This is a genomic window from Lysinibacillus sp. PWR01 (assembly GCF_043359455.1).
In the GTDB taxonomy this organism is placed as follows: Bacteria; Bacillota; Bacilli; order Bacillales_A; family Planococcaceae; genus Lysinibacillus; species Lysinibacillus fusiformis_F.
Window position 1 is genome coordinate 1 of record NZ_JBHERJ010000043.1, and the last position, 20317, is coordinate 20317.

Genomic DNA, 20317 nt, shown 5'->3' on the forward strand with positions numbered 1-20317 from the left:
CCTTGTAAAGTTGCTTTTTCTGCCGTTGACATCATCTTTTTTCAACAGCATGACAAGAGCAAACTAGAGATCTAGTTTGCTCTTGTTTAGTAAGAGAGGTTATTTGATATAGGTTGGTTTATTGACCTTATCTATTAAAAGTATGCCATCGTATTGGTCGCGCGGAACAAAGCTTTCTTGCATGACACCCCAACTATAGGCTAAACGAGGCTCAAACATCCATGAGTTGCCTCGCTCATTTTGACGGTTGCGCAAATCAATGAATGTGTAAGGTTTATTTGTTGTAGACAGAATATCCTCAATAGATCCTTTGACAGGAGGTAAAACAGGCATAGGTTCTCCCATATTATTTGCTGTCTCTCCACTTGTCATGTATAGACCTAATACATAGCTATATTTCTTATACATATCAGGTAAACGTTCTCCCATTAATTTAACTGGGTAAGGGGATCCCATTACATCCGATTGTGCCTTACGAATATGATCGTTATGTGCCCAGACAATAAACTTTTCTGTTGGGTAAACTTCTTCAGCTAACCAAAGTAAGTTCTCCATCATCGCTTGATCTCGCCATTCCATAGTTTGTAAAAAGGATGCTATAATATTTTGTTCAATGTCGATGTTGGACTGAATCGTTAACTCTATATATTCGTCCGCTAGCCGAATACGATCTGTTAGCGTGCGATCCATCAATTTTACAATATGAGGCTCATTTGGATAAGCTGTCTGTAACTCTTTTTCTTTCGTTTCAATTTGTGATTTTACCTGTTTATACACATCCATTATAGTAGCTTTTACTTTCTGATAGCCTTTCAAATCTTTTCCTGAGCTCCATTCGGCAAGTTGCTTCTCCGCTTCACTGAATTGCTGAGCTAGCTTAGGGTTTTGGAGCCAATCTCCGTTCGTAAATGGCCCTTGCTGTTGAATATCAAAGCCAGTAAGTACAAGAGGTTGCTCTGTTGCTTGAGTTGATTTTGCATAGTCAAACAGAGGCAAAGTTTCTTTTGTCCACCAAACCCCGAAAATGGCATCCTTCATTGTCTGTAGAGCTGCTTGCTTGTCAATTTGTCCTTGAGCGTTCATCACATTGCCCATACCACTTTCAAAGGCAAGGACATTATAGCCCATTTCCTGATGTAAAAATTGTATTAAACGTGTTTTCGCGAGATTGAATTGTGCCACACCATGCGAGCTTTCCCCTAAAAAGACAATACGTTTATCGTGTAATAAGGGCTTTAACATCTCTAAATCCTCAAATTTGTTAGCGGGAATTTTTTGTCCATTAAACATTTCAGGCTGGATGGATGACAAGCTGTATGCATGATCATTCGCCCATTTTTTCCAATCAAGTAATGTTTCATTAGAAGTCCTAGCTTGTTTGACTGTAGAATCGTTTTCAATATTAACCTGCTCAGTTGTAGGAACAGCGGCAGAGACACTAGCAACTCCGTTCAATGTCAATAAACTTGCCAGTACAAAACTTAATAAAGCCTTATGCTTCCTAGCTTTCTTCATTCATTATCAGCCCTTTTCTTTATAGTAATACTAATTATAGGGAGCGAAGTTTAAAGTAAAGGGAATATTTGTTTAAATTTAGTTTAAATTTCCTTATATAAAAAGAAAAACACCTCCAATTGATGGAGATGTAGGAATGCTATTTATAGTGATACGTACTTGCCCTTACATGGTTACGTTGAATTTGGTTAAACCACGCACGATCCTTTTCTTCTTGTTTTAATGTACCAACAATGGAGGAAGAGCAACTTACGCAAATTTTAGCTTGTGTAATCTGCCCACATCGTTCGCAAGGGGCTCCTAGATTAGGGAAAATGGAGTTCTTTAATTTCCCTGCTTTTACCCATTTGTAAAGCAATTCGGATGATACGCCTGTTAAAGCGACAACTTCATCGTTTGTTAAGTAGCGATTATTTTTTCTTAATAAAAAATGATGTAACTCTGAAAATATATCTTCTTCTCTCACATCTATTTTCTTTTGAAATAGCAACATAACTAATCATCTCCTCGTCCCATTAATTAATGATTTCATTAATTGTTATAGGTTGTTCATCATATTTATAATTTTCCCAACGATTACGTGCAAGCTTGCGATATTTCGCCGAAACATTTCGATCAGCGATTAAGCGAGAAAATCCTTTTTTAGCTTCAGGAATGTCACCTAGTCGTAGGCTTAATTCAGCATGTAAAAACTGAATTCTCTCTCCACCTTCTTGATTGGAGGCAAAGGATTTACTATAAAAGTCTCTAGCTGCAAAAAGGTAGCGCTTTTCGGATTCTTCGTCATTTTTTAATCGATAGAGCCAAGCAATTTTTAGAGCGAAATTCGCCATTAAAAGAGCTTCCTCCATTGATGCACGGGATACTAAATAGGCGAGCTTAAAACTGATAATGGCATCATCAATTGTACGTTCCTGACAGATATCCATAGGTTTCTGGAGCTCTTTAATGTATAGTTCATCAATGAGTAGCATGAAAGGTCCATATGTCCGTGTCATAGATTTATGATAGGCATAGCCACAATGTGGACACACGGCAACTTCATACAGCAAAGGGTTTAGGCCATCATAAACAGGCATGAAATCCGTTTGTTCTTCGATAATTTTATATCGATTAGGGCGAACTTTATATGTTGTAAACTGCTTTTTGCAAAATTTACAATCTACACTACTTTCATAGTAGTAAATGTTAAATGCCATAAGAATCAACTCCTTTGCGTGCTCTAGAATTTTATTTCTTTTGTTCTATTTATACGTAAGAATTTATCGTTCAATGTATTTAAGTGATTATCTTTTATTTTAACAATTTTGAGTTCTTTGGTATACTCCTTTAGAATTATTAAAATAAAAATATTCATGGATTTATTAGTTAAATATTATTATAAATACGCTTGTAATAGTTTTTATCGGTGTTGCGAATGGAAGTTATATAGTTTGCTGAAAGTTTGTCAAAATACTTTCACATATTTCATGGAAAAGAAATAATAAACTTGATTCTTGTGGTTCTAAATTACTATTTATGTAGGGGGACTCAAAATGAAATATAACATCGTGTTTTTTGATGTAGACGGCACATTAATTAATTACGAGGATGGCTGTGTGGAAGAAAGTACAAAACAGGCTATTCAGCTATTGCAAGACAAGGGAATCCATCTTGTAGCGGCTACCGGAAGACCCTTATCCATGTGCTCTGAGTTAAAAGAGCTGGGGATTGAAACCTTTATTACAGCAAATGGAGCCTATGTGAAACATAAGGATCTTGTCATACATAAAACACCCATTGCTAAAGATATTGTCCAAAATGTACAGGCTTTTGCGCAGGAACAACAGCATAGCCTAACATTTTTTACAGAGCAACTGTCCATGAATAGCATACAAAGTCCAGTAGCTTTAAGAGCGATGCAAGAAACTTTATCTTTACGGGATTTTCCACTTGTAAATGAAACAATTGTAGATGAAGAGGTTTTTCTCATGTGTCTGTATGCAGATGAGCTGGCTGAAAAAAGATATGCTAGCCAATTTTCGAATATATTTTTGCAGCGATGGCATCCTTATATTGTGAATGTATTACAGCAGGATGTTTCGAAGTCATTAGCTATTAAAGCGGTACTGGATTATTTTAATATTAGCCCTGAGAATGCCATTGCCTTTGGCGATGGGGATAATGATATTGACATGTTAGAGTATGTAGGGTTAGGGATTGCCATGGGAAATGGTAGCACAGCTCTAAAAAGTGCTGCCAATTTTGTTACAAAGAAATCTACTGATGGCGGTGTCAATTTTGCTTTACGTCAACTTCAAGTCATTTAGAGTGCTGAGGTTAGACTGTCATGAAACTTATATAGCAGGTCGATTTTAATAAATTTTAGGTGGGATGATTTATGGCACAACACGTGCAGTCTCTAATTGAACATTACGGATACTTTGGGATTATCGTGATTCTAATTGGAGGCATTGTTGGGTTGCCACTTCCTGATGAGGTCTTTTTAACTTATGTAGGCTATAGTGTTTACCGAGAAAGCCTTGAACACATTCCTGCCCTAGTCAGTGCAATGATTGGTGCAGTAGGAGGCATTACTTTAAGCTACTATATCGGTTATCGTTTTGGCTTACCGTTATTGCAGAAATATGGCCCTAAAATGCATATTACAGAGCAAAAAATTGATTTTACGAAAAAGATGTTTACAAAAATTGGACCTACCTTATTATTAATTGGCTATTTTATTCCTGGGGTACGTCATTTGACAGCATATATTGCAGCTATTAATAATTATCCTTATAGGAAGTTTGCGCTTTTTGCCTATACAGGTGCATTTATTTGGACGTTCACATTTATATCATTAGGAAAGATGCTTGGGGAGAAATGGCGATTTGTTGGATACTATTTAACCCATTATAGTATCTATCTCATCCTATTGTTTATTCTAGGAATGCTTATTGCTTACTTTTTATTCAAAAAAAGAAATGGACAAAAATAAAAGTCGGTATACGCTATACCGACTTTTATGTTATGGCAAAATAGCAAATGAGCGCACAGGGAAGCCTGATGCTTTTTCTGGCTTAGGTACGATATTGAAGATGATAGCGCCCTTCGCAGGTAGCTTGTCCAAATTAGTCATTAACTCAATTTGATAGGTGTCTTGTTCAAGCACGAAATATTCGCCATCTAGCTTGCCATTTTTACGAAAATCAGCGGCAGAGTCCGTATCGAATGTTTCATGACCAATTGCGCTTACCTTGCGTTCTTTTAGTAAAAACTGTAAAGCCTCTAAACCCCAGCCAGGGATGTGGTTATGTCCTTCTGCATCCTTATTACTGAATGCCTCCTTATCTGGCCAACGCTTACTCCAATCTGTACGTAATGCTACAAATGTTCCTGCTTCAATTTCTCCATGCTGGGCTTCAAAATCACGAATATCTTCAACACTTAATGAAAAGTCATGGTTGCTAGCAGCCTCTTGTGATTTATCAATGACGACAAGGGGAAGAACGAGTTCTTTTAGTTCTAATTCTTCTAAGTACCGAGTGTCTCGCACAAAATGAATAGGCGGGTCGATATGTGTGCCATATTGACCAGGGAACGTAAATTGTTGGGCGAAGAAACCATCTTCATGAGAGAATAATGTTTCAAATTTAGCGTCCTCAAACATAAAAAAATGTGGTGAATTAGGGCCGAATGTATGTGTTAAATCAACCCATTGTTTTGATTTTAATAATTGCAAAGCTTGTAAAAGTTCATTAGACATCATTTTCCCTGCTTTCTGTTGAAATTAGTGGTAAATAAAAGGAGTCCCCTTATAGAAGAGGACTCCTGCAAAAACAACGGTAGTTCTTCTTCTCATCTTCAAGGCTGATCATTTTGCCAATTGGAGTTAGCACCATACTGTTGAGCTGGTTGCTGAGACTTCATCGGGCCAATCCCTCCGTCTCTCTTGATAAGAAAAGTGATATAAGAATTTTCAGAAATAACAATACAAATACTTTAGCATAGTTTTTTATAGTTTACAAGTTCACTAGGGATACAAGGTTAAAGTTTTTTCACCAATTTAAATTTAAGGTTACTCCACAACAATCATGATCAATAAGACGTATTCTAAAACTGTCTGGTGTATAGTTTGCTTCAAATTTCATCGTGATGCCTGTTGATGTGATTAGTCTATCAACCTCTGTTTTATTTGAAAGCTGTGCAGCATTCATTAGATCATGTGCAAATTGTTGAGAGCTATCAATTTTATCCGTAAGTAATTGAGCTTGCTGCATCATCGCCTTTATCCGTGTAGCTGAAATTTTCAATTTATGTGTGTCGACAGGTGGAAAGGGATTTGTGGTCGGCATTGCTAAATGTTGAAGAATAGGTCTTACGGCAAGCTGATGGACGGATGGCGACGTTGGATAATGATAGGGATGAACAAAGTACGGATAAGGATTGTAATACAATGTAATTCCTCCTATCCTATAGCTGATATCTTATCTTATGTAGCCAAATGGCTTTCGGTGTTACTTTCAGTATCAAGTTTGTCCTAAAACATTGAAAAAGGAAGCTATAGTGGGCTTCCTTTTTGTTTAGCCTAGGATATTCAAGACATCATCAATTTTTTTACTATGTGATAAAATGCCATAATTCATCCATGTTAAAAAGTCTACTTCATAGACACATTTACTTTTAACTGCGGCTAGGTTTTTCCAAGTGGGCGTTTTTAAAATAGCACGTTCCTCATTTTCATAAATAGAATGTTGTTTATCAAATGTAATAAACAAGTGATCTGCGTCTAATTGCAGCAATTGATCAAACGTCAGTTGTGCTTTACGTTGATTGTGCGGAATACTCCATACTAGTGGATGTGGCATTAAACCTAAGTCACGATATAAAATGGGCCCCGTATAGCCACATTCAGGACCAGCGTATAGGGTAATGCCAATGGCTGAAATACGGAGAAATGCCACACTTTGCCCATAAACGGATTTGCTAAGAATTCCTTTTGCTTGCTGTACCTTATCCTCATATTGTAGGACCACGTCTTGCATCAAGGAGGTCTTTCCTGTTAAATCAGCAATTTTAAATAAAGTAGATTGCCAGTTCTCACCAGGATGTGAGATATGGCAGACAGGGGCTACCTCATTTAAATGATGAAAGGATTCCCAACGCTCCACACCAGAATCTAGCATAATTAAAGTTGGTTTATAGTGAAGAAGTCGATCCATTTCTCTATTTTGTACATCAATATCTGGCACTTCTTGGAGACCTAAATAGTCTTGTTTTCCCCATTTTGAATGACTGAATTGAGCAATTGGCGTAATCCCAAGGGCGACAAAGAAATCTTCTAAAAATGGTGCAAATACACGTAGATTGCTGCTTTGATTTCTTCGATATTGCCCTGGAGAGATGCCGACCTGTTCTTTAAAACGACGATTGAAATAATACTCATTATTAAATCCGACAGACTGACTAATTTCAAATACTCGATCATTTGTCGTCATTAATAATTGCTTAGCTTTTTCAAGACGAATGTTATTTAAATAGTGAAGAGGGATTTGCCCCGTAATCTCTTTGAAAATGCGCGTATAATTCCATCTTGGTACATCGGCTAATTCGGCCAACTGCTCAACTGTCCACTCTTTTTCAAAATGTTTATGCAAGTGGTTAATGGACTGCTCAACAGATTGGCGATCATTTTTTTGCACCTGCTTGGGTATAGCTTGATGTAAGAGCAATAACATCAGCTCTTGAAAGTGAACATGCTGCTCAAAAATCGTATGCTCATCCTCCGCTAGGCGGTTTTGATAAATGGCTTCTAGCAGTCTGTGACATTGCGAAACGGGGAGGAGACGTTGCTCTTTAACACGCGTAAAATGGTTAGAAATAGTCTGATTATCACTGAGATGGACAATGTTGAATTGTAATTGATAAAAACATAGGTGCTTGCTTTGGATGTGAATACTAACCGTGTTATTGGGCGGTATCAATATGCACTTTTCTTCACTAAGATGTATGGTGTTATGATCTATTTCTAGCTTTCCACTGCCACTCATTACGATGAAAAGTGTATAGAAATCACTACTAATCAACTGCTTGTTTGATGATTGAATTGCATAAGAGATATTTTGTAACGTATAAACATGTGTTAAGTTACCCATTGATGATTCACCCCTTTATGTTGAATTTGAAGAAAAACACAAAGAAAGCCCTCTTAAGAGCTTTCTTTTGAACATTATTTTACGAACCATTTCTCTAGATCATCATACTTTAGCAAGTTAGCTGTGATTGCACCTGATTGCCAATATGTTCGATCAGCAATATAGACATGCCCATTTTTTACAGCAGGTAGTGTTTTCCATAGTGTACTATCTAACCATTTAATTGCTTCTTGGTTTTCTTCAGACTCCCAAGAGCCGTTTGAAGGGAAAAGGATGATATGATCCGCATCTAATTCTGGAATAGCCTCTTCAGATAAAACCTCGTGGAACTCTGTCATGTCACGGGCTAATGGATGTGGTGTTAAGCCTGTCTCTGTGTAAATATAGCCAGTATAGCGATTTTTAATGCCAAATAACGCTAATGTATTATCTGCTACATTTAGACGTACAACAGCAACTGTTTCGTCTCCAATAGACTTATCTAAGTCTGCTTTTAAATCGGTTACACGTTGCTCATATTGATCAACGATTTCTTTTGCTTTATCCGGAATATTTAAAACATCGGCTATAGTTTTCACAATTTCACGTGGATCTTGTAGAATATCTTCTTTTAAGCGGTAAGTAGGCGCTATCTTCGAGTATTCTTCATACTTTGCCTTATCCGCTGCACCATCTACAATGATTAAATCAGGCTTAGCTTGTAGTAATGTTTCTATACTACCAGTAATGTCGAACTCAGGAACATCTAATCCTAAATAGTCTTGTTTACCCCAGGATGGGTGATACCATTGCACTACAGGTTTTACATCCAAGGCAGTTAAATAATCTTCCAAATAGATAGCAGCTACACGCTGTGGGTTTGTAGGGATTTCTACTTTCCCAAACTCATCTTCTACAATTCTTGTATCTTTAGTTGATTGTTCCTCTTTAGCTGTATCCTCTTTTACTTCATTTGAGCCACAGGCACTTAATACGAACATTAGTGCAAATAAAACTACAAATGAAAAATATCGACTTCTACGCATTGCTATTCACTCCTATAAATTTACTAAAACAATAAGAATATCATCTTAATCCAGAATGATAATCATTCTCGTTTGATTCAAGTAAATTATAGGACACAACATATCAACAAACAATACACAATCTCTACTTCTTTTTTATACAAAATGAAATTTGGCTTCCTAATGTTTTTTATTATCGAAGATTAACCATAATAATGTAACAATCGCTGCAAGCATAACCATTAAAAATCCATACAAGGGAGTATGTGCTAATGATTGATGGCGAATAATAAAGCCTCCAATATATGATCCTAAAAATATACCAATGTTGAAGGCGGAAATATTTAATGCAGAAGCCATAGAAATAGCTGATGGCACATATTTTTCAGCCAGTAGCACAGCATATAGCTGCAATCCTGGTACATTCATAAACATAAATAATCCCATTACCAATACCATGATTAATCCGATAATAGGTGATTCGAGCGTGAAGCCAATGCCAAGCAAGGCCAAGGCGAGTCCTACAAATATAATAAAGATCGAACGTAGCGGATTATGATTAGCAAAATGACCACCTAATGTATTACCGATCGCAACGCAAATACCATAGACCACTAAAATAATGACTACTGCATGAGGAGAATACCCCATATATTGCTCTAAAATAGGTGAAACATATGTGTAGACAACAAAGGCACCACCGTATCCAATTGCGGTAATGAATAGGATTAAGATCATACGAATATTTCCTAATACTTTGCCGATATCACGAATAGAGATGGGATTGCCTTTTGATAATTGGCTAGGTACTAAAATCGCATTACTAATTAAACCGATGATTCCAATTACAACGATAAAGATGAATGACATACGCCAGTCTGTTACTTGACCAATAAATGTACCAAGTGGAACACCTGTTACAGTAGCCAAAGTTAAGCCTGTAAACATAAAGGCAATAGCACTTGCTCGTTTATTTGGTTCCACTACATCCGCTGCTATAACAGAAGCGATGGACATAAACACACCATGTGCTAATGCTGAAATAATACGTCCGATTAATAGTAAAGCGAAATTAGGTGCTAAAGCGACTGCTAAGTTCCCCACTATAAAAATGGACATGACTAACAATAATACAGTTTTTCGACTAAGGCGAGATGTTAAGGCTGTTAATAATGGAGCCCCAACAGTTACCCCTAGTGCATATATAGAAACGGTTAAGCCAGCTGTGCTGAGAGAGATACCAAAGTCATCTGTAATTAATGGTAGAAGCCCTACGCTGATAAATTCAGTTGACCCTATACCAAATGCACTGATTGCAAGGGCTAGCAAGGTTAGTTTAGCATTTGGCTTTTTTGATTTTGACATACTACGACTACTCCTTTGATTTTTTTTATTGTGTGTAGTAATATTCATACATACCAAAAAGATATGTAGAGTACTTTTAGTTACTTTTGAATATTACAGGAGGTTTACGATGCAAAAAATTTATAATATTGGTGTTGAAGCTACGCTAGAAGTTATTGGTGGTAAATGGAAACCGGTTATTCTTTGTCATTTAAACCACCATGGTAAAATTCGAACAAATGAATTTCGACGATTGATTCCAGGTATTTCACAAAAAATGCTCACTAGTCAATTAAGGGAACTGGAGCAGGCTGGATTAATCAATCGAAAGGTCTTCAATCAAGTACCACCAAAAGTTGAATATTCATTAACACCCTATGGACAAGGGATGGAACCTATTCTGAACATGCTTTGCACTTGGGGTGAAAAACATGTTGAATTATTACAGGATAAAGGTGAAGATGTACTGTTAAAACAACGTGATGAAGATATCGCTATGCAGCAAACATCATAATGAGGGGAGAAAGAGACTGTCACATACTAGACAGTCTCTTTTCCCTTTTTAGTGCTTATAAAACAAAGTCAAATTCATCTGGATTTGGTCCAACACGTTGCTCCAGGTTCATCTCATTGATCAAAGCCATTTCTTCGTTAGTTAGGCTAAAGTCGAAGATATCAGCGTTTTGCATCATACGCTCTCTACGTACTGATTTTGGAATCGTGATTACGCCATTTTGTATATCCCAGCGCAAAATAACTTGAGCATTCGATTTTCCATATTTTTCAGCGATTTTCGAAATTGTTGCATCTTCAAGAAGTCCACCTTGCATTAAAGGTGCCCAAGCCTCAAGCTGAATATCATGCATGTCACAAAATGAACGAAGCTCAGCTTGCTGTAAGCGTGGATGAAATTCCACCTGATTCACAACAGGCTTAACACGAGCAAATGATAGTAAATTTTCTAAGTGCGCAACAGTAAAGTTACATACACCAATTGCTTTGATCTTTCCTTGATCGTATAAGTCCTCTAACGCTTTCCAAGAATCAGCATACTTCTCTTTACCAGGCCAATGAATAAGGTAAAGATCTAAATAGTCCAATCCTAGTTTTTCTAGGCTTTCCTCATATGCCGTAATGGTTTCTTCATAGCTTAATCCGTCGTTCCAGACTTTTGATGTTATAAACAAGTCTTCACGCTGTAAGCCTGTAGATGCTAATGCCTGTTTAATACCTTCCCCTACACCAACTTCATTGCCATAAATAGCAGCAGTGTCAATACTACGATAGCCGACCTCAATAGCGTTTTTAACCATTTCAGCAGTAGCATCATTCTCTACTTGAAAAACACCTAAACCCATACCAGGCATTTGTAGGCCGTTATTTAAAGTGATTGTATCTTGTAAATGAGTAATCATTTTTAGTCCTCCATTTTTTGTGATTGTTTGATTGCTTACTCATTATGCTGCTAACATACCCTCAAAAAAAGTACGTACTTTTTTGTGTCATAGAAACGTATAGGTAACTTTTGTGAGCTGACAATGATTAGAGGAATAAAAATATTTATTAATGAAGTTATTAACTAAAGATATAAACACCTGATTGGTCTTAACTACTAGTAAAAAATATTGAGTGGCCTATAAAAAGTATTTGGACAGAAGTAAACGAATATTTTTCTTGGAGTAATAAAAGGAAATGTATGTTCGATAGAGAATTTAAATAGTAATACTTTAAAAAGGGGATTGGAAGATGAATCGATTAAATTTAATCACATTAGGTGTAAAAGATATGGTGGAGTCTTTAACTTTTTACCGAGAAGGGCTTGGCTTTGAAGTGGTGGTATACGGAGAAGAGACGAATCCCGATGTTATGTTCTTTAATAATGGAGGAACAAAAATATCGTTATTTCCAATTGAACGCTTGGTCAAAGATATCAATGAAGCTAATCCACCAGAAATTAGTCAAGGCTTTGGCGGAATCACTCTTGCCTATAATGGTAAATCAAAAGAAGAAGTGGATCGAGTCTTTGCATTAGCAAAAAAGGCCGGAGCCAAAATTGTTAAAGAGCCCGAAACGGTATTCTGGGGTGGCTATAGTGGCTATTTTCAAGATCCAAATGGCTACTATTGGGAAGTTGCCTATGGCGACATGTGGCAGTTTGATGAGAATGATATGCTGATTATTCAATAACTGTTCAAAAAGATGATATCAACGGCAGAAAAAGCAACTTTGCAAGGTGAGAGGTTGATTTCCGTTCCGCCAACGTCCTTTCCAGGGGGCGTCCGATGAGCCGCTTCACTCACTAACGTTCGCTCCAGGGTCTCCTCTGTGACGCTAAAGCCCCTTGGAGTGACGCTGGCTCCACTCCAATCAACCATTATCTGTATTCTTTAGAGGGGATAAGCTCTTATTGGGGAAGTGATGCGTGACAACACCCCTTCATAAAGAGTAGTGAACACCTTCACTTTATTTGAAAACCTTTGCTAAACTTTTGTGGGTTGGAGTGGAAGGCTACTTAACTCCCGTGGGATAGCGAGACAGGCAAAACTCTAAACGGAGCGGTAGCGAAGGAAGCGGCTCGGCGCTCGCCCACAGGAAAGCAAGTAGCCTGCAACGGAAATCCATTTCTACCTTTCAATTGACTGTTTTGTTTTTCAACACTAAGAAAAGAGAGCAAACTAACGTTTCTAGTTTGCTCTCTTTTTTATTAACCGTTAACAATAGTGCTCCCTCATTAAATCCACAAAATTTTGAGCGGCTTTGGATAAGTAATGATTCTTTAGCCATACAAGTCCTACGGAAGTGGATAATTCTGCTGATGGGATTTTGTATGCATGAAGTGGTAAATCTTCATATTGCTTTAAAATGGTTTCAGGTACGATAGAGGAGCTAAAGCCAGAAGCAATTAAGTTCATTAACAATGCCGTATCTGAACATTCTCCGACAATATGGGACTGCAACTTGAAGCGAGAAAATGCTTCTAATATCGAATAATGTACGCCTAACCCTTCTGTGCTTGGTAAAAGGATTGGCCAATTTTGTATTTCAGCTAAAGAAACATCGTGTTCTAACAAGTCGAACTTCTTGGACTGTATAAAGTAAAATGGTTCTGAGTACATATGAAGAACAGAGAAATCATCTAATTCTAAAGGTAAGCGAATGATGGCAAGTTCTACAACACGATCCCTTACTAATTTACAAAGATAAGAAGATTCGTTTTGTTGAATTTTATAGGTCACCTTTGGATAATGTTGTTGAAATTGTTGTAGCAATTGGGGCAGCTCAACAACTGAAAATGTATTAATGCCTAATGTCAATCGTCCATGAAGGCCTAATCCAACATCCTTAACCTCTGCTTCTGCCTCTTTCATTAATTGAGCAACCTGCAATGCATATTTATATAAGGTCTTTCCCGCCTCAGTTACTTCGAAATATTTCCCGCTTCTTTCTACCAATTTTGAACCGAGCTCTTCCTCCATCGTTTTTAAATGCTGGCTTAATGGTGGCTGAGAAATATGTAACCTTTCTGCTGCGGCAGAAATCTTCTTTTCCTCCACAATTGCAATAAAATAGCGTAGCTGTCGAATATCCAAATCCTAAACACCTCTTTATTATAGGTAAAACCTAAGTAAAATATATTTTTTTAATATTTTTCATATAGTTAAAGCCATGTTAGCATAGTTAGTGAAAAGAAAAAAGGAGAGCTTTTCCTTTTTTATCACTAGAAATTAGACCAATGCACCTAAGCGTGAAGGAGAAAAAATCAATGCAAACTAAAACAGTATTTTCACTTTTATTGGTTTATATGTTTCTTGCGATGCTTGGTGCAGGACTTGTCATACCTATTTTCCCTCAGCTTTTAATCGAATTTGGAGCAAGTGGTAAAGCAGCAGGTTACTTAGTATCTGCTTTCGGTTTAACGCAATTTTTATTCTCTCCTATAGCTGGGAATATTGCTGATAGATATGGTCGTAAGCCAATGATTATCGTTGGCTTATTATTATTTGCCTTATCCAATCTAATTGGCGCTCTTGCAAGCAATTTTACTATTTTTCTCGTGGCGCGGTTTATTGGAGGGATGGGTTCTGCGGCATTAGTTCCGTCTATTATGGCATATATTGTAGATATTACCTCGGATGAAAAGAGAACGAGAGCCATGTCTTTTTTAGGTGCATCTATGTCTTCGGGATTTATTGTTGGACCAGGGTTAGGAGGGCTTTTAGCAGAATTAGGTACACGTGCGCCATTTTTTACCTCGGCACTTGTTGGTCTAGTAGCTGCGATGAGCTGTCTAGTGATATTGCCCGAATCACAAAAAGCTCGTGTACAAATAGAAGCTACTTTCAAGAAAGAAAACATTTTTATTCAGCTTGTTCAATCTATCAAATCACCGTACTTTATTTTGCTATTTATGGTGTTTTCACTGACATTTGGATTAGCTCATTTTGAAACAGCATATCCATTAGTCGTAACACAGAAATATGGATTTACAACTAGACAGATTTCTATTTTATTTATGATTTGTTCCTTAGGGGGAACAGTGACTCAATTATTATTAACAGGCTGGCTTACGAATAGATTTGGAGAAAAGCGGATTATTAGCAGTATGCTTCTTCTCTCGGCTTCAGCGCTTGTACTCTTGCTTCTATCAGCTAAATTTTTCTATGTAATGGTGATAACCATGCTCTATTTTTCGTTTAATAATATTTTGCGTCCTACCATTAATACACTATTGTCGAAAGAAGCAGGGAATGAACAGGGATTTGTGGCAGGTTTAAATAATGCTTATATGAGCCTCGGTCAAATTTTTGGACCAGTGCTAGCAGGATATTTATTTGATGTCCATATTAATTTACCTTATTTATTTGGTGCGCTCGTGTTAATCGTTAGTAGTGCGATTGCTATGAAACGAATAGGAATGAAGAATGAAGACCGTTTGCAACATAAAAGTTCAATACAATAACAAAAAGCGGATGGTTTAAAATAGGAGCTGAACATCTACATGTTGAAGAAATGGATTATTGCATGCTTAGCAATAGGTTTATGGCTACAAGCATGTGTTCCTAACGATCATAATGATACTGAAGTGGGTGATCAACTACTTCAAGCAGCAGAGCAGGGAGATATGGCTAAGATCAATAAACTAATCACCCAAGAAGATATTGACTTGAATATACAAGATACAAAAGGGCGTACACCACTCATGATTGCAACCTATAACAATGATGTGGCAATGGCTAAGGTTCTGATTGATGCTGGAGCGGATGTTAATATTCAGGATGATATGGAGAACAATCCTTTCTTGTATGCAGGTGCAGAAGGCTACATAGATATTTTAAAACTTACAAATAATGTGGGAGCAGACCCAGCACTGACCAATCGTTATGGAGGAACAGCATTGATTCCTGCATCAGAGCATGGCTATGTGGATATAGTTAAATTCCTCTTGGAACAAACAAAAATAGATGTGAATCATGTTAATAATTTAGGTTGGACTGCGCTTATGGAAGCTATTGTTCTAGGTGAAGCTGGGGAAAAGCAGCAAGATACAGTAAAAGTTTTACTTGCCCATGGAGCGGATATGAGGATAGCCGATTTAGAGGGTAGGACGCCATTACAACAAGCTGAGAAAAGAGATTTGAAAGAAATCACTCAAATTCTAGCGAATGAAAGCTTTAATAGATTATCTGAATCTGAAAAAGTCCAAATAACAAAGCAATTCTTCAATGCAGTGGCACAGGGGAATGTTATGCAAATAACGGAGATTTTAAATAAGGGAATTGACATAAATATTGCCGATGAACAAGGAAGAACGGCTGCGATGCTTGCAACCTATAGAAATTTTCCGGAAATCGTAAAGGTTTTAATTGAACATGGGGCAGACATCAATAGGCAAGATAATATTGAAAATAGTCCTTTTTTATATGCGGGAGCAGAAGGATATTTAGAAATTTTGAAGTTAACGATTGAAGCAGGTGTAGACACTACAATTTTAAATAGATTTGGTGGGACGGCCTTAATTCCTGCGTCAGAACATGGCTATGTGAAGAATGTTCGAGAGATTCTTGAGCATACAGACGTAGATGTGAACCACATCAATAAACCAGGTTGGACTGCATTGTTGGAAGCAATCTACTACGGCGACGGTGGACCAAGATATCAAGAAACAATACAGCTATTAATCGAGCATGGTGCTGATGTAAATATTGCTGATGCAAAGGGAATCACTCCACTTCGGCACGCACAGTCGCGTGGCTTTAAAGAAGTGAGTCAGATGCTTATGCAGGCAGGAGCAAAATAGCAAGTGTGAAAAGCAAAGTGTAGTGAGTCCTGAATGGGCTTCTACACTTTGTTTTGTTTAAATAATGTTCATTTATGTCTAAATTCTGACTTTCATCTTAAAAAAATTGTGCATATATACCAAATTATCTAATGAGATTTCGGAATGTTTGTACAGGGACAAAATTTGACTAATCTTTAAAATAGAAAATGAAAGCGCTTTATTATCCGCGGATAAAGTACTGAAACATACGTAAGGAAGGGGAGATCAAATCAATTAATAAATGTTATGAGGGAATAGACGGGTTCTAAGATGTTTAAGTGGTAAAGAAAGTGTTCTCCAAATGATTGAAATATTAAGAGCTTTCTCTTAAATACATAAAAAATTGGAGTGAAACCAATGTCAACGATAACTAATGATCAAAAACAAGGACTAGATCCAGAGTTTGAACACACGGCTGTACCAAAAGAATATCGAAAAAGCTTCTCCTCTGTTTCTGCGGTTTGGTATAGCTTTCCTCTAGTATTAACGAGTGCTGTTATTGGTGGTGTTGTGACAGCAATGCTTGGATTTAAAATGGGTGTTGCAGCAATTCTAACGGGTAATCTGTTATTGTGCATTATTGTTGGAGCTCTTAGTTATTTGGCTGGGAATACAGGAGAAAACTTTGCTATTTCCGCAAAAAGAACATTTGGTCAACTAGGCTATTTAGCAGTTTCAGGATTACTATCAACCGTTGTAGTTGGGTGGTTTGCATTAATGGTAGGCCTTACTGGCGATACAATGTTCCGTTCATTTGGAGCCAACTTATTATTTATGACGATTTTAGGTGGCGTGCTTTATGTTGGAGCCACTTTTATTGGCATTAAAGCTCTCACAATTTTAGGCTATATTGCAGCACCCATGTATCTCATTCTAGGGATTGTCTCAGTAATCATTGCCTTTAAAAATGGTTCTTCGGATATTATTCATTTTCAACCAATAGCAGGTGTAGGGGCTTTATCCTTTGGAGCAGCAGTAACAATGGTCTTTGCCACTTTTACTGACTCAGGTACAATGACAGCCGATTTTACACGATGGGCAAAAAACGGGAAACAAGGATTCTTTGCCGCATTTACAGCATTCCCTATTTCAAAATTTCTAGCAGAAGTAATAGGAGCTATTATTGTAGCAACTGGTATTGTGTTACAGCCAGAAGCAACTGGCGGAGACTTTATTATGATCTTAGCTGATGCCGGTCCGTTTCTTTCCATTTTAGCTATACTCTTTGTATTTATAAATTTAGGTGTAGGTTGTACACATTGCTTATACAACGGTGCTGTAGGATGGTCTCATATGACTGGTGGTAAAATGAGAACGCTAACAATTGTCCTTGGTATAATCGGAATTATTGTCGCAATTTCAGGTATATGGAATGCCTTCCAAACGTGGTTAAATCTACTTGGCTTAATTGTACCTCCAATTGCTACTATTATTATTATGGATCAGCTTGTCTTAAAGAGAAAAAATGATGAGACGAAAAAATGGCAGCCTTTATCATTCATCTCTTGGGGCTTAGGAGCGCTTGTTGCATTAACGGTAAATGAATATGCGCCTCAGTTATCTGTTGTCGTAGCAGGTATTGTATCATCAGCTATTTTCTTCTATATCGGTAATATGTTTACGAAATCCACTTCACCAAATCACGCATAATATCAACCTCTAAAACGCAACTTTTACAAGCTATTAAAAGTTGCGTTTTTTTATTTCTACGCAATAAATCTACGTTATCAAATTTTCTAAGAAAACAAATAGTATTTACCATATAATAACCATGTATGGCAATTATGTTTTAGTTAAAGATATCATGAAAAATATGGTATTTTAATATAGGTTTAGGTCATCAACGAGGAGGATAAACATTGATTCGTATATTATACATAGAAGATGAAAAAGAAATCGGACAATGGGTAAGCAAGGAATTAACTGAACGAGGTTATGATGTGACGTGGCTAGAGTCGGGGGAGGGTCTTGAGCAACACATTACCACAAAAGATATTGCTATATTGGATGTGATGCTACCTGGATTGGATGGTTTCTCCATAGGTAAAAGAATTAAACGCGAAAATAAAGACCTGCCAATTCTAATGTTATCAGCACGAACGGCTGTTGAAGATAAAATTGAAGGGCTACATTTTGCTGATGATTACTTAACAAAGCCATTTCACCCTGATGAGCTAGTAGCAAGGCTGGAAGTATTATTGAGAAGATATCAAAAAAATGATGATGTACTGTCATTGCAGCATCTTAAAATTTATACGAAAGATATGCGAATTATCAATACGATAAATGAAGAAGAAATTCCTTTGACGGGTAAACAATTTTATTTATTGCAGTATTTTATACGACACCTAAATCAAATTTTAACGAAGGAGCAACTCTATGAGGGGGTTTGGGGTGAGAGCTATATAGAAGGTGATAAAACCCTGATGGTGCATATACGGTACTTAAGAGAAAAGATAGAAATAGATCCTGCAAAGCCCATGATTATTGAAACAATCAGAGGAATTGGCTATAGGGTGAAACTATGAAATTTTTTCGATCATTATTAGCGAAATATATGCTCATTATTTTATTCGCCATATCCATTGTTCAAATTTCCTATCTTGGTGTTGCTATTTTCGTATTAGGCATTACAAAAACAGGGACAGGGGAATTTTCCAGCGGAGTTCTCGTAGAAAGTGATATTGAAAAGCAATGGCATGCTCAGGCTAAAAATATGACCAATGTGACAGATGATACTATTACGCAGCTTTTTCAAAAGTGGCAAGAGCAATTTCCTACTGCTTCTATGTTTTGGGTAAGTGAAGAGGGGAACTTACTGACTACTTTGAATGTAAAGGAGCAGTTGCCAGCAAAGTGGACACCAGCCTATACAACCCAATTTATAAAAGAGCGCTATGGAGGCGATCCATTTACTGTTATAGCCTTCTTAGACGATGATATGTCAAATGGCTTTATTGTACTAGAGATTTCAAGAGTAGCATTTAATCCTCCGCTTATTAAGGTCTACGATAACTATGGTAACTTTTTATTTTTTGGCGTTGTTGCCGTTATTCTATTTTTTATTGTGGTTTCGCTTTTGTTTTTCAAGGGAATTCGCAAAAGACTATTACATCTCCAAGAAGCTATGGAGATACGTGATGTAGATGGTTTACCTATTGAAATTCATGTGAAAAAGAGAGACGAAATTGGTCAACTGGAGCACAGTTTTAATAGAATGGTCAGCGAGCTGCGAGAAAGCAAGCAACGCCAACAAAAAGAAGAGCAACTAAGACGTGAACTGATTGCTAATTTATCACATGATTTACGGACACCTTTAACGAAAGTAAGAGCACAATCCTATTCAATTAGTAAAGAGGCATTATCAGAGGACGGGAAGCAGGCATTAAAGGCTATGGAAACATCCATAGTGAATATTGATGCTTTAATTGAAAATTTGATGTCCTACACATTGCTTATGGCAAGTAAATATAAATTTGAACCGAAAGACATCAATGTGATTCGATTTGTGCGGGAACACCTAACGACATGGTACCCAGTTTTTGAGCGAGAAGGTTTCACCATCGATATTGAACTGCAGGCATTTGAACCAGTTGAATGGCGTGTTGATCCATTATGGTTAGGACGAGTATTTGATAATATTTTCCAAAATATACTACGTCATGCGAATAGCGGGAAATATATAAGCGTGAAAACGGTATCGACGGAGAGTTATACAGCATTTATTATTGAGGATCATGGGCAAGGAATGAAAAATGAATCAAATGCAAAGGGTGCGGGAATTGGCTTATCGATTGTTGATGTCATGATAAGGGGCATGCATCTAGAATGGGACATCCATTCCGATCACTCCGGCACAAAAGTCATCATAAAGAATTCTGCGAAGCTTGAGAAATAAATGCTTCGCAGAATTTTTTATGTTAGAAATATTTTTTAAACAAAATTTAAACTTGGCCCATACCTGTTTTTAAACTTCCCTTTTTATGATAGTTAAAGAGGTG

General features: G+C 37.1%; 19 protein-coding genes, 1 pseudogene and 1 riboswitch. Of the genes and pseudogenes, 10 read left to right on the forward strand and 10 right to left on the reverse strand.

Going from position 1 to position 20317, the window contains the following annotated elements; all coding sequences use genetic code 11:
- Positions 1-99: 99 nt before the first annotated feature.
- The 3 genes from ACEVFT_RS06595 to ACEVFT_RS06605 form a co-directional block, all read right to left on the reverse strand.
- Positions 100-1515 carry an erythromycin esterase family protein gene (locus tag ACEVFT_RS06595; RefSeq protein ID WP_205446056.1) on the reverse strand — a complete coding sequence of 472 codons (1416 nt, stop codon included), beginning with the start codon at positions 1513-1515 and terminating at the stop codon, positions 100-102.
- A 139-nt stretch (positions 1516-1654) separates the two neighbouring features.
- A complete protein-coding gene (locus tag ACEVFT_RS06600; protein ID WP_205446055.1) occupies positions 1655-2008 on the reverse strand; it encodes a hypothetical protein in 354 nt (117 codons plus the stop codon).
- A 22-nt stretch (positions 2009-2030) separates the two neighbouring features.
- Positions 2031-2714: a DUF2225 domain-containing protein gene (locus ACEVFT_RS06605; RefSeq protein ID WP_205446054.1), complete on the reverse strand. Its 684-nt coding sequence runs from the start codon at positions 2712-2714 to the stop codon at positions 2031-2033.
- A gap of 336 nt (positions 2715-3050) precedes the next feature.
- Here ACEVFT_RS06605 and ACEVFT_RS06610 point away from each other — a divergent pair, with 336 nt between their 5' ends.
- The gene (locus ACEVFT_RS06610; protein ID WP_342441929.1) at positions 3051-3824 is read left to right on the forward strand and encodes a Cof-type HAD-IIB family hydrolase; all 774 of its coding nucleotides are present in this window, start codon (positions 3051-3053) and stop codon (positions 3822-3824) included.
- Positions 3825-3895: 71 nt separating this feature from the next.
- A complete protein-coding gene (locus ACEVFT_RS06615) occupies positions 3896-4492 on the forward strand; it encodes a DedA family protein (RefSeq protein WP_393948871.1) in 597 nt (198 codons plus the stop codon).
- A 30-nt stretch (positions 4493-4522) separates the two neighbouring features.
- On the opposite strand, the gene ACEVFT_RS06620 is transcribed toward ACEVFT_RS06615, so the two are convergent.
- The 5 genes from ACEVFT_RS06620 to ACEVFT_RS06640 form a co-directional block, all read right to left on the reverse strand.
- Entirely contained in the window at positions 4523-5260 is a 738-nt protein-coding gene (locus ACEVFT_RS06620) for a cyclase family protein (protein ID WP_393948872.1), read from the reverse strand.
- 89 nt (positions 5261-5349) lie between these two features.
- Positions 5350-5456, reverse strand: a riboswitch (SAM riboswitch).
- A 96-nt stretch (positions 5457-5552) separates the two neighbouring features.
- Positions 5553-5951 carry a YuzC family spore coat inner layer protein gene (locus tag ACEVFT_RS06625; protein WP_393948873.1) on the reverse strand — a complete coding sequence of 133 codons (399 nt, stop codon included), beginning with the start codon at positions 5949-5951 and terminating at the stop codon, positions 5553-5555.
- A 126-nt stretch (positions 5952-6077) separates the two neighbouring features.
- Entirely contained in the window at positions 6078-7649 is a 1572-nt protein-coding gene (locus ACEVFT_RS06630; protein WP_393948874.1) for a helix-turn-helix domain-containing protein, read from the reverse strand.
- A gap of 74 nt (positions 7650-7723) precedes the next feature.
- Positions 7724-8674 carry an ABC transporter substrate-binding protein gene (locus tag ACEVFT_RS06635; protein ID WP_393948877.1) on the reverse strand — a complete coding sequence of 317 codons (951 nt, stop codon included), beginning with the start codon at positions 8672-8674 and terminating at the stop codon, positions 7724-7726.
- 159 nt (positions 8675-8833) lie between these two features.
- The gene (locus ACEVFT_RS06640; protein ID WP_393948879.1) at positions 8834-10018 is read right to left on the reverse strand and encodes an MFS transporter; all 1185 of its coding nucleotides are present in this window, start codon (positions 10016-10018) and stop codon (positions 8834-8836) included.
- A 109-nt stretch (positions 10019-10127) separates the two neighbouring features.
- Between ACEVFT_RS06640 and ACEVFT_RS06645 the strand changes: the two genes are divergently transcribed.
- On the forward strand, positions 10128-10511 hold the full coding sequence (locus tag ACEVFT_RS06645) for a winged helix-turn-helix transcriptional regulator (protein WP_205446046.1): 384 nt from the start codon (positions 10128-10130) through the stop codon (positions 10509-10511).
- A 55-nt stretch (positions 10512-10566) separates the two neighbouring features.
- Here the strand turns inward: ACEVFT_RS06645 and ACEVFT_RS06650 are convergent, their stop codons facing one another.
- Entirely contained in the window at positions 10567-11412 is an 846-nt protein-coding gene (locus tag ACEVFT_RS06650) for an aldo/keto reductase (RefSeq protein WP_393948881.1), read from the reverse strand.
- A gap of 331 nt (positions 11413-11743) precedes the next feature.
- On the opposite strand from ACEVFT_RS06650, the gene ACEVFT_RS06655 reads away from it, so the two are divergent.
- Positions 11744-12184, forward strand: a complete 441-nt coding sequence (locus ACEVFT_RS06655) for a VOC family protein (protein WP_205446044.1) — start codon at positions 11744-11746, stop codon at positions 12182-12184.
- Positions 12185-12708: 524 nt separating this feature from the next.
- Here ACEVFT_RS06655 and ACEVFT_RS06660 read toward each other — a convergent pair.
- Positions 12709-13587 carry a LysR family transcriptional regulator gene (locus ACEVFT_RS06660; protein WP_393948883.1) on the reverse strand — a complete coding sequence of 293 codons (879 nt, stop codon included), beginning with the start codon at positions 13585-13587 and terminating at the stop codon, positions 12709-12711.
- 173 nt (positions 13588-13760) lie between these two features.
- Between ACEVFT_RS06660 and ACEVFT_RS06665 the strand changes: the two genes are divergently transcribed.
- The 6 genes and pseudogenes from ACEVFT_RS06665 to ACEVFT_RS06690 all read left to right on the forward strand — a co-directional run bounded on the left by ACEVFT_RS06665 (position 13761) and on the right by ACEVFT_RS06690 (position 20214).
- Positions 13761-14957, forward strand: coding sequence for an MFS transporter (locus ACEVFT_RS06665; RefSeq protein ID WP_393948884.1), 1197 nt, complete (start codon positions 13761-13763; stop codon positions 14955-14957).
- A gap of 39 nt (positions 14958-14996) precedes the next feature.
- Positions 14997-15656 (forward strand): annotated as a pseudogene (locus tag ACEVFT_RS06670) (ankyrin repeat domain-containing protein); the annotation flags it as partial.
- Positions 15633-16295: an ankyrin repeat domain-containing protein gene (locus tag ACEVFT_RS06675; protein WP_456952116.1), complete on the forward strand. Its 663-nt coding sequence runs from the start codon at positions 15633-15635 to the stop codon at positions 16293-16295. The pseudogene ACEVFT_RS06670 and the gene ACEVFT_RS06675, both read left to right, overlap by 24 nt.
- A 378-nt stretch (positions 16296-16673) precedes the next feature.
- Positions 16674-17966: a cytosine permease gene (locus ACEVFT_RS06680; RefSeq protein ID WP_393948886.1), complete on the forward strand. Its 1293-nt coding sequence runs from the start codon at positions 16674-16676 to the stop codon at positions 17964-17966.
- A 209-nt stretch (positions 17967-18175) separates the two neighbouring features.
- Positions 18176-18844, forward strand: a complete 669-nt coding sequence (locus tag ACEVFT_RS06685; protein WP_393948889.1) for a response regulator transcription factor — start codon at positions 18176-18178, stop codon at positions 18842-18844.
- Entirely contained in the window at positions 18841-20214 is a 1374-nt protein-coding gene (locus ACEVFT_RS06690) for a sensor histidine kinase (protein WP_205446038.1), read from the forward strand. The genes ACEVFT_RS06685 and ACEVFT_RS06690 overlap by 4 nt, the downstream gene beginning before the upstream one ends.
- The last annotated feature ends 103 nt before the right edge of the window (positions 20215-20317 follow it).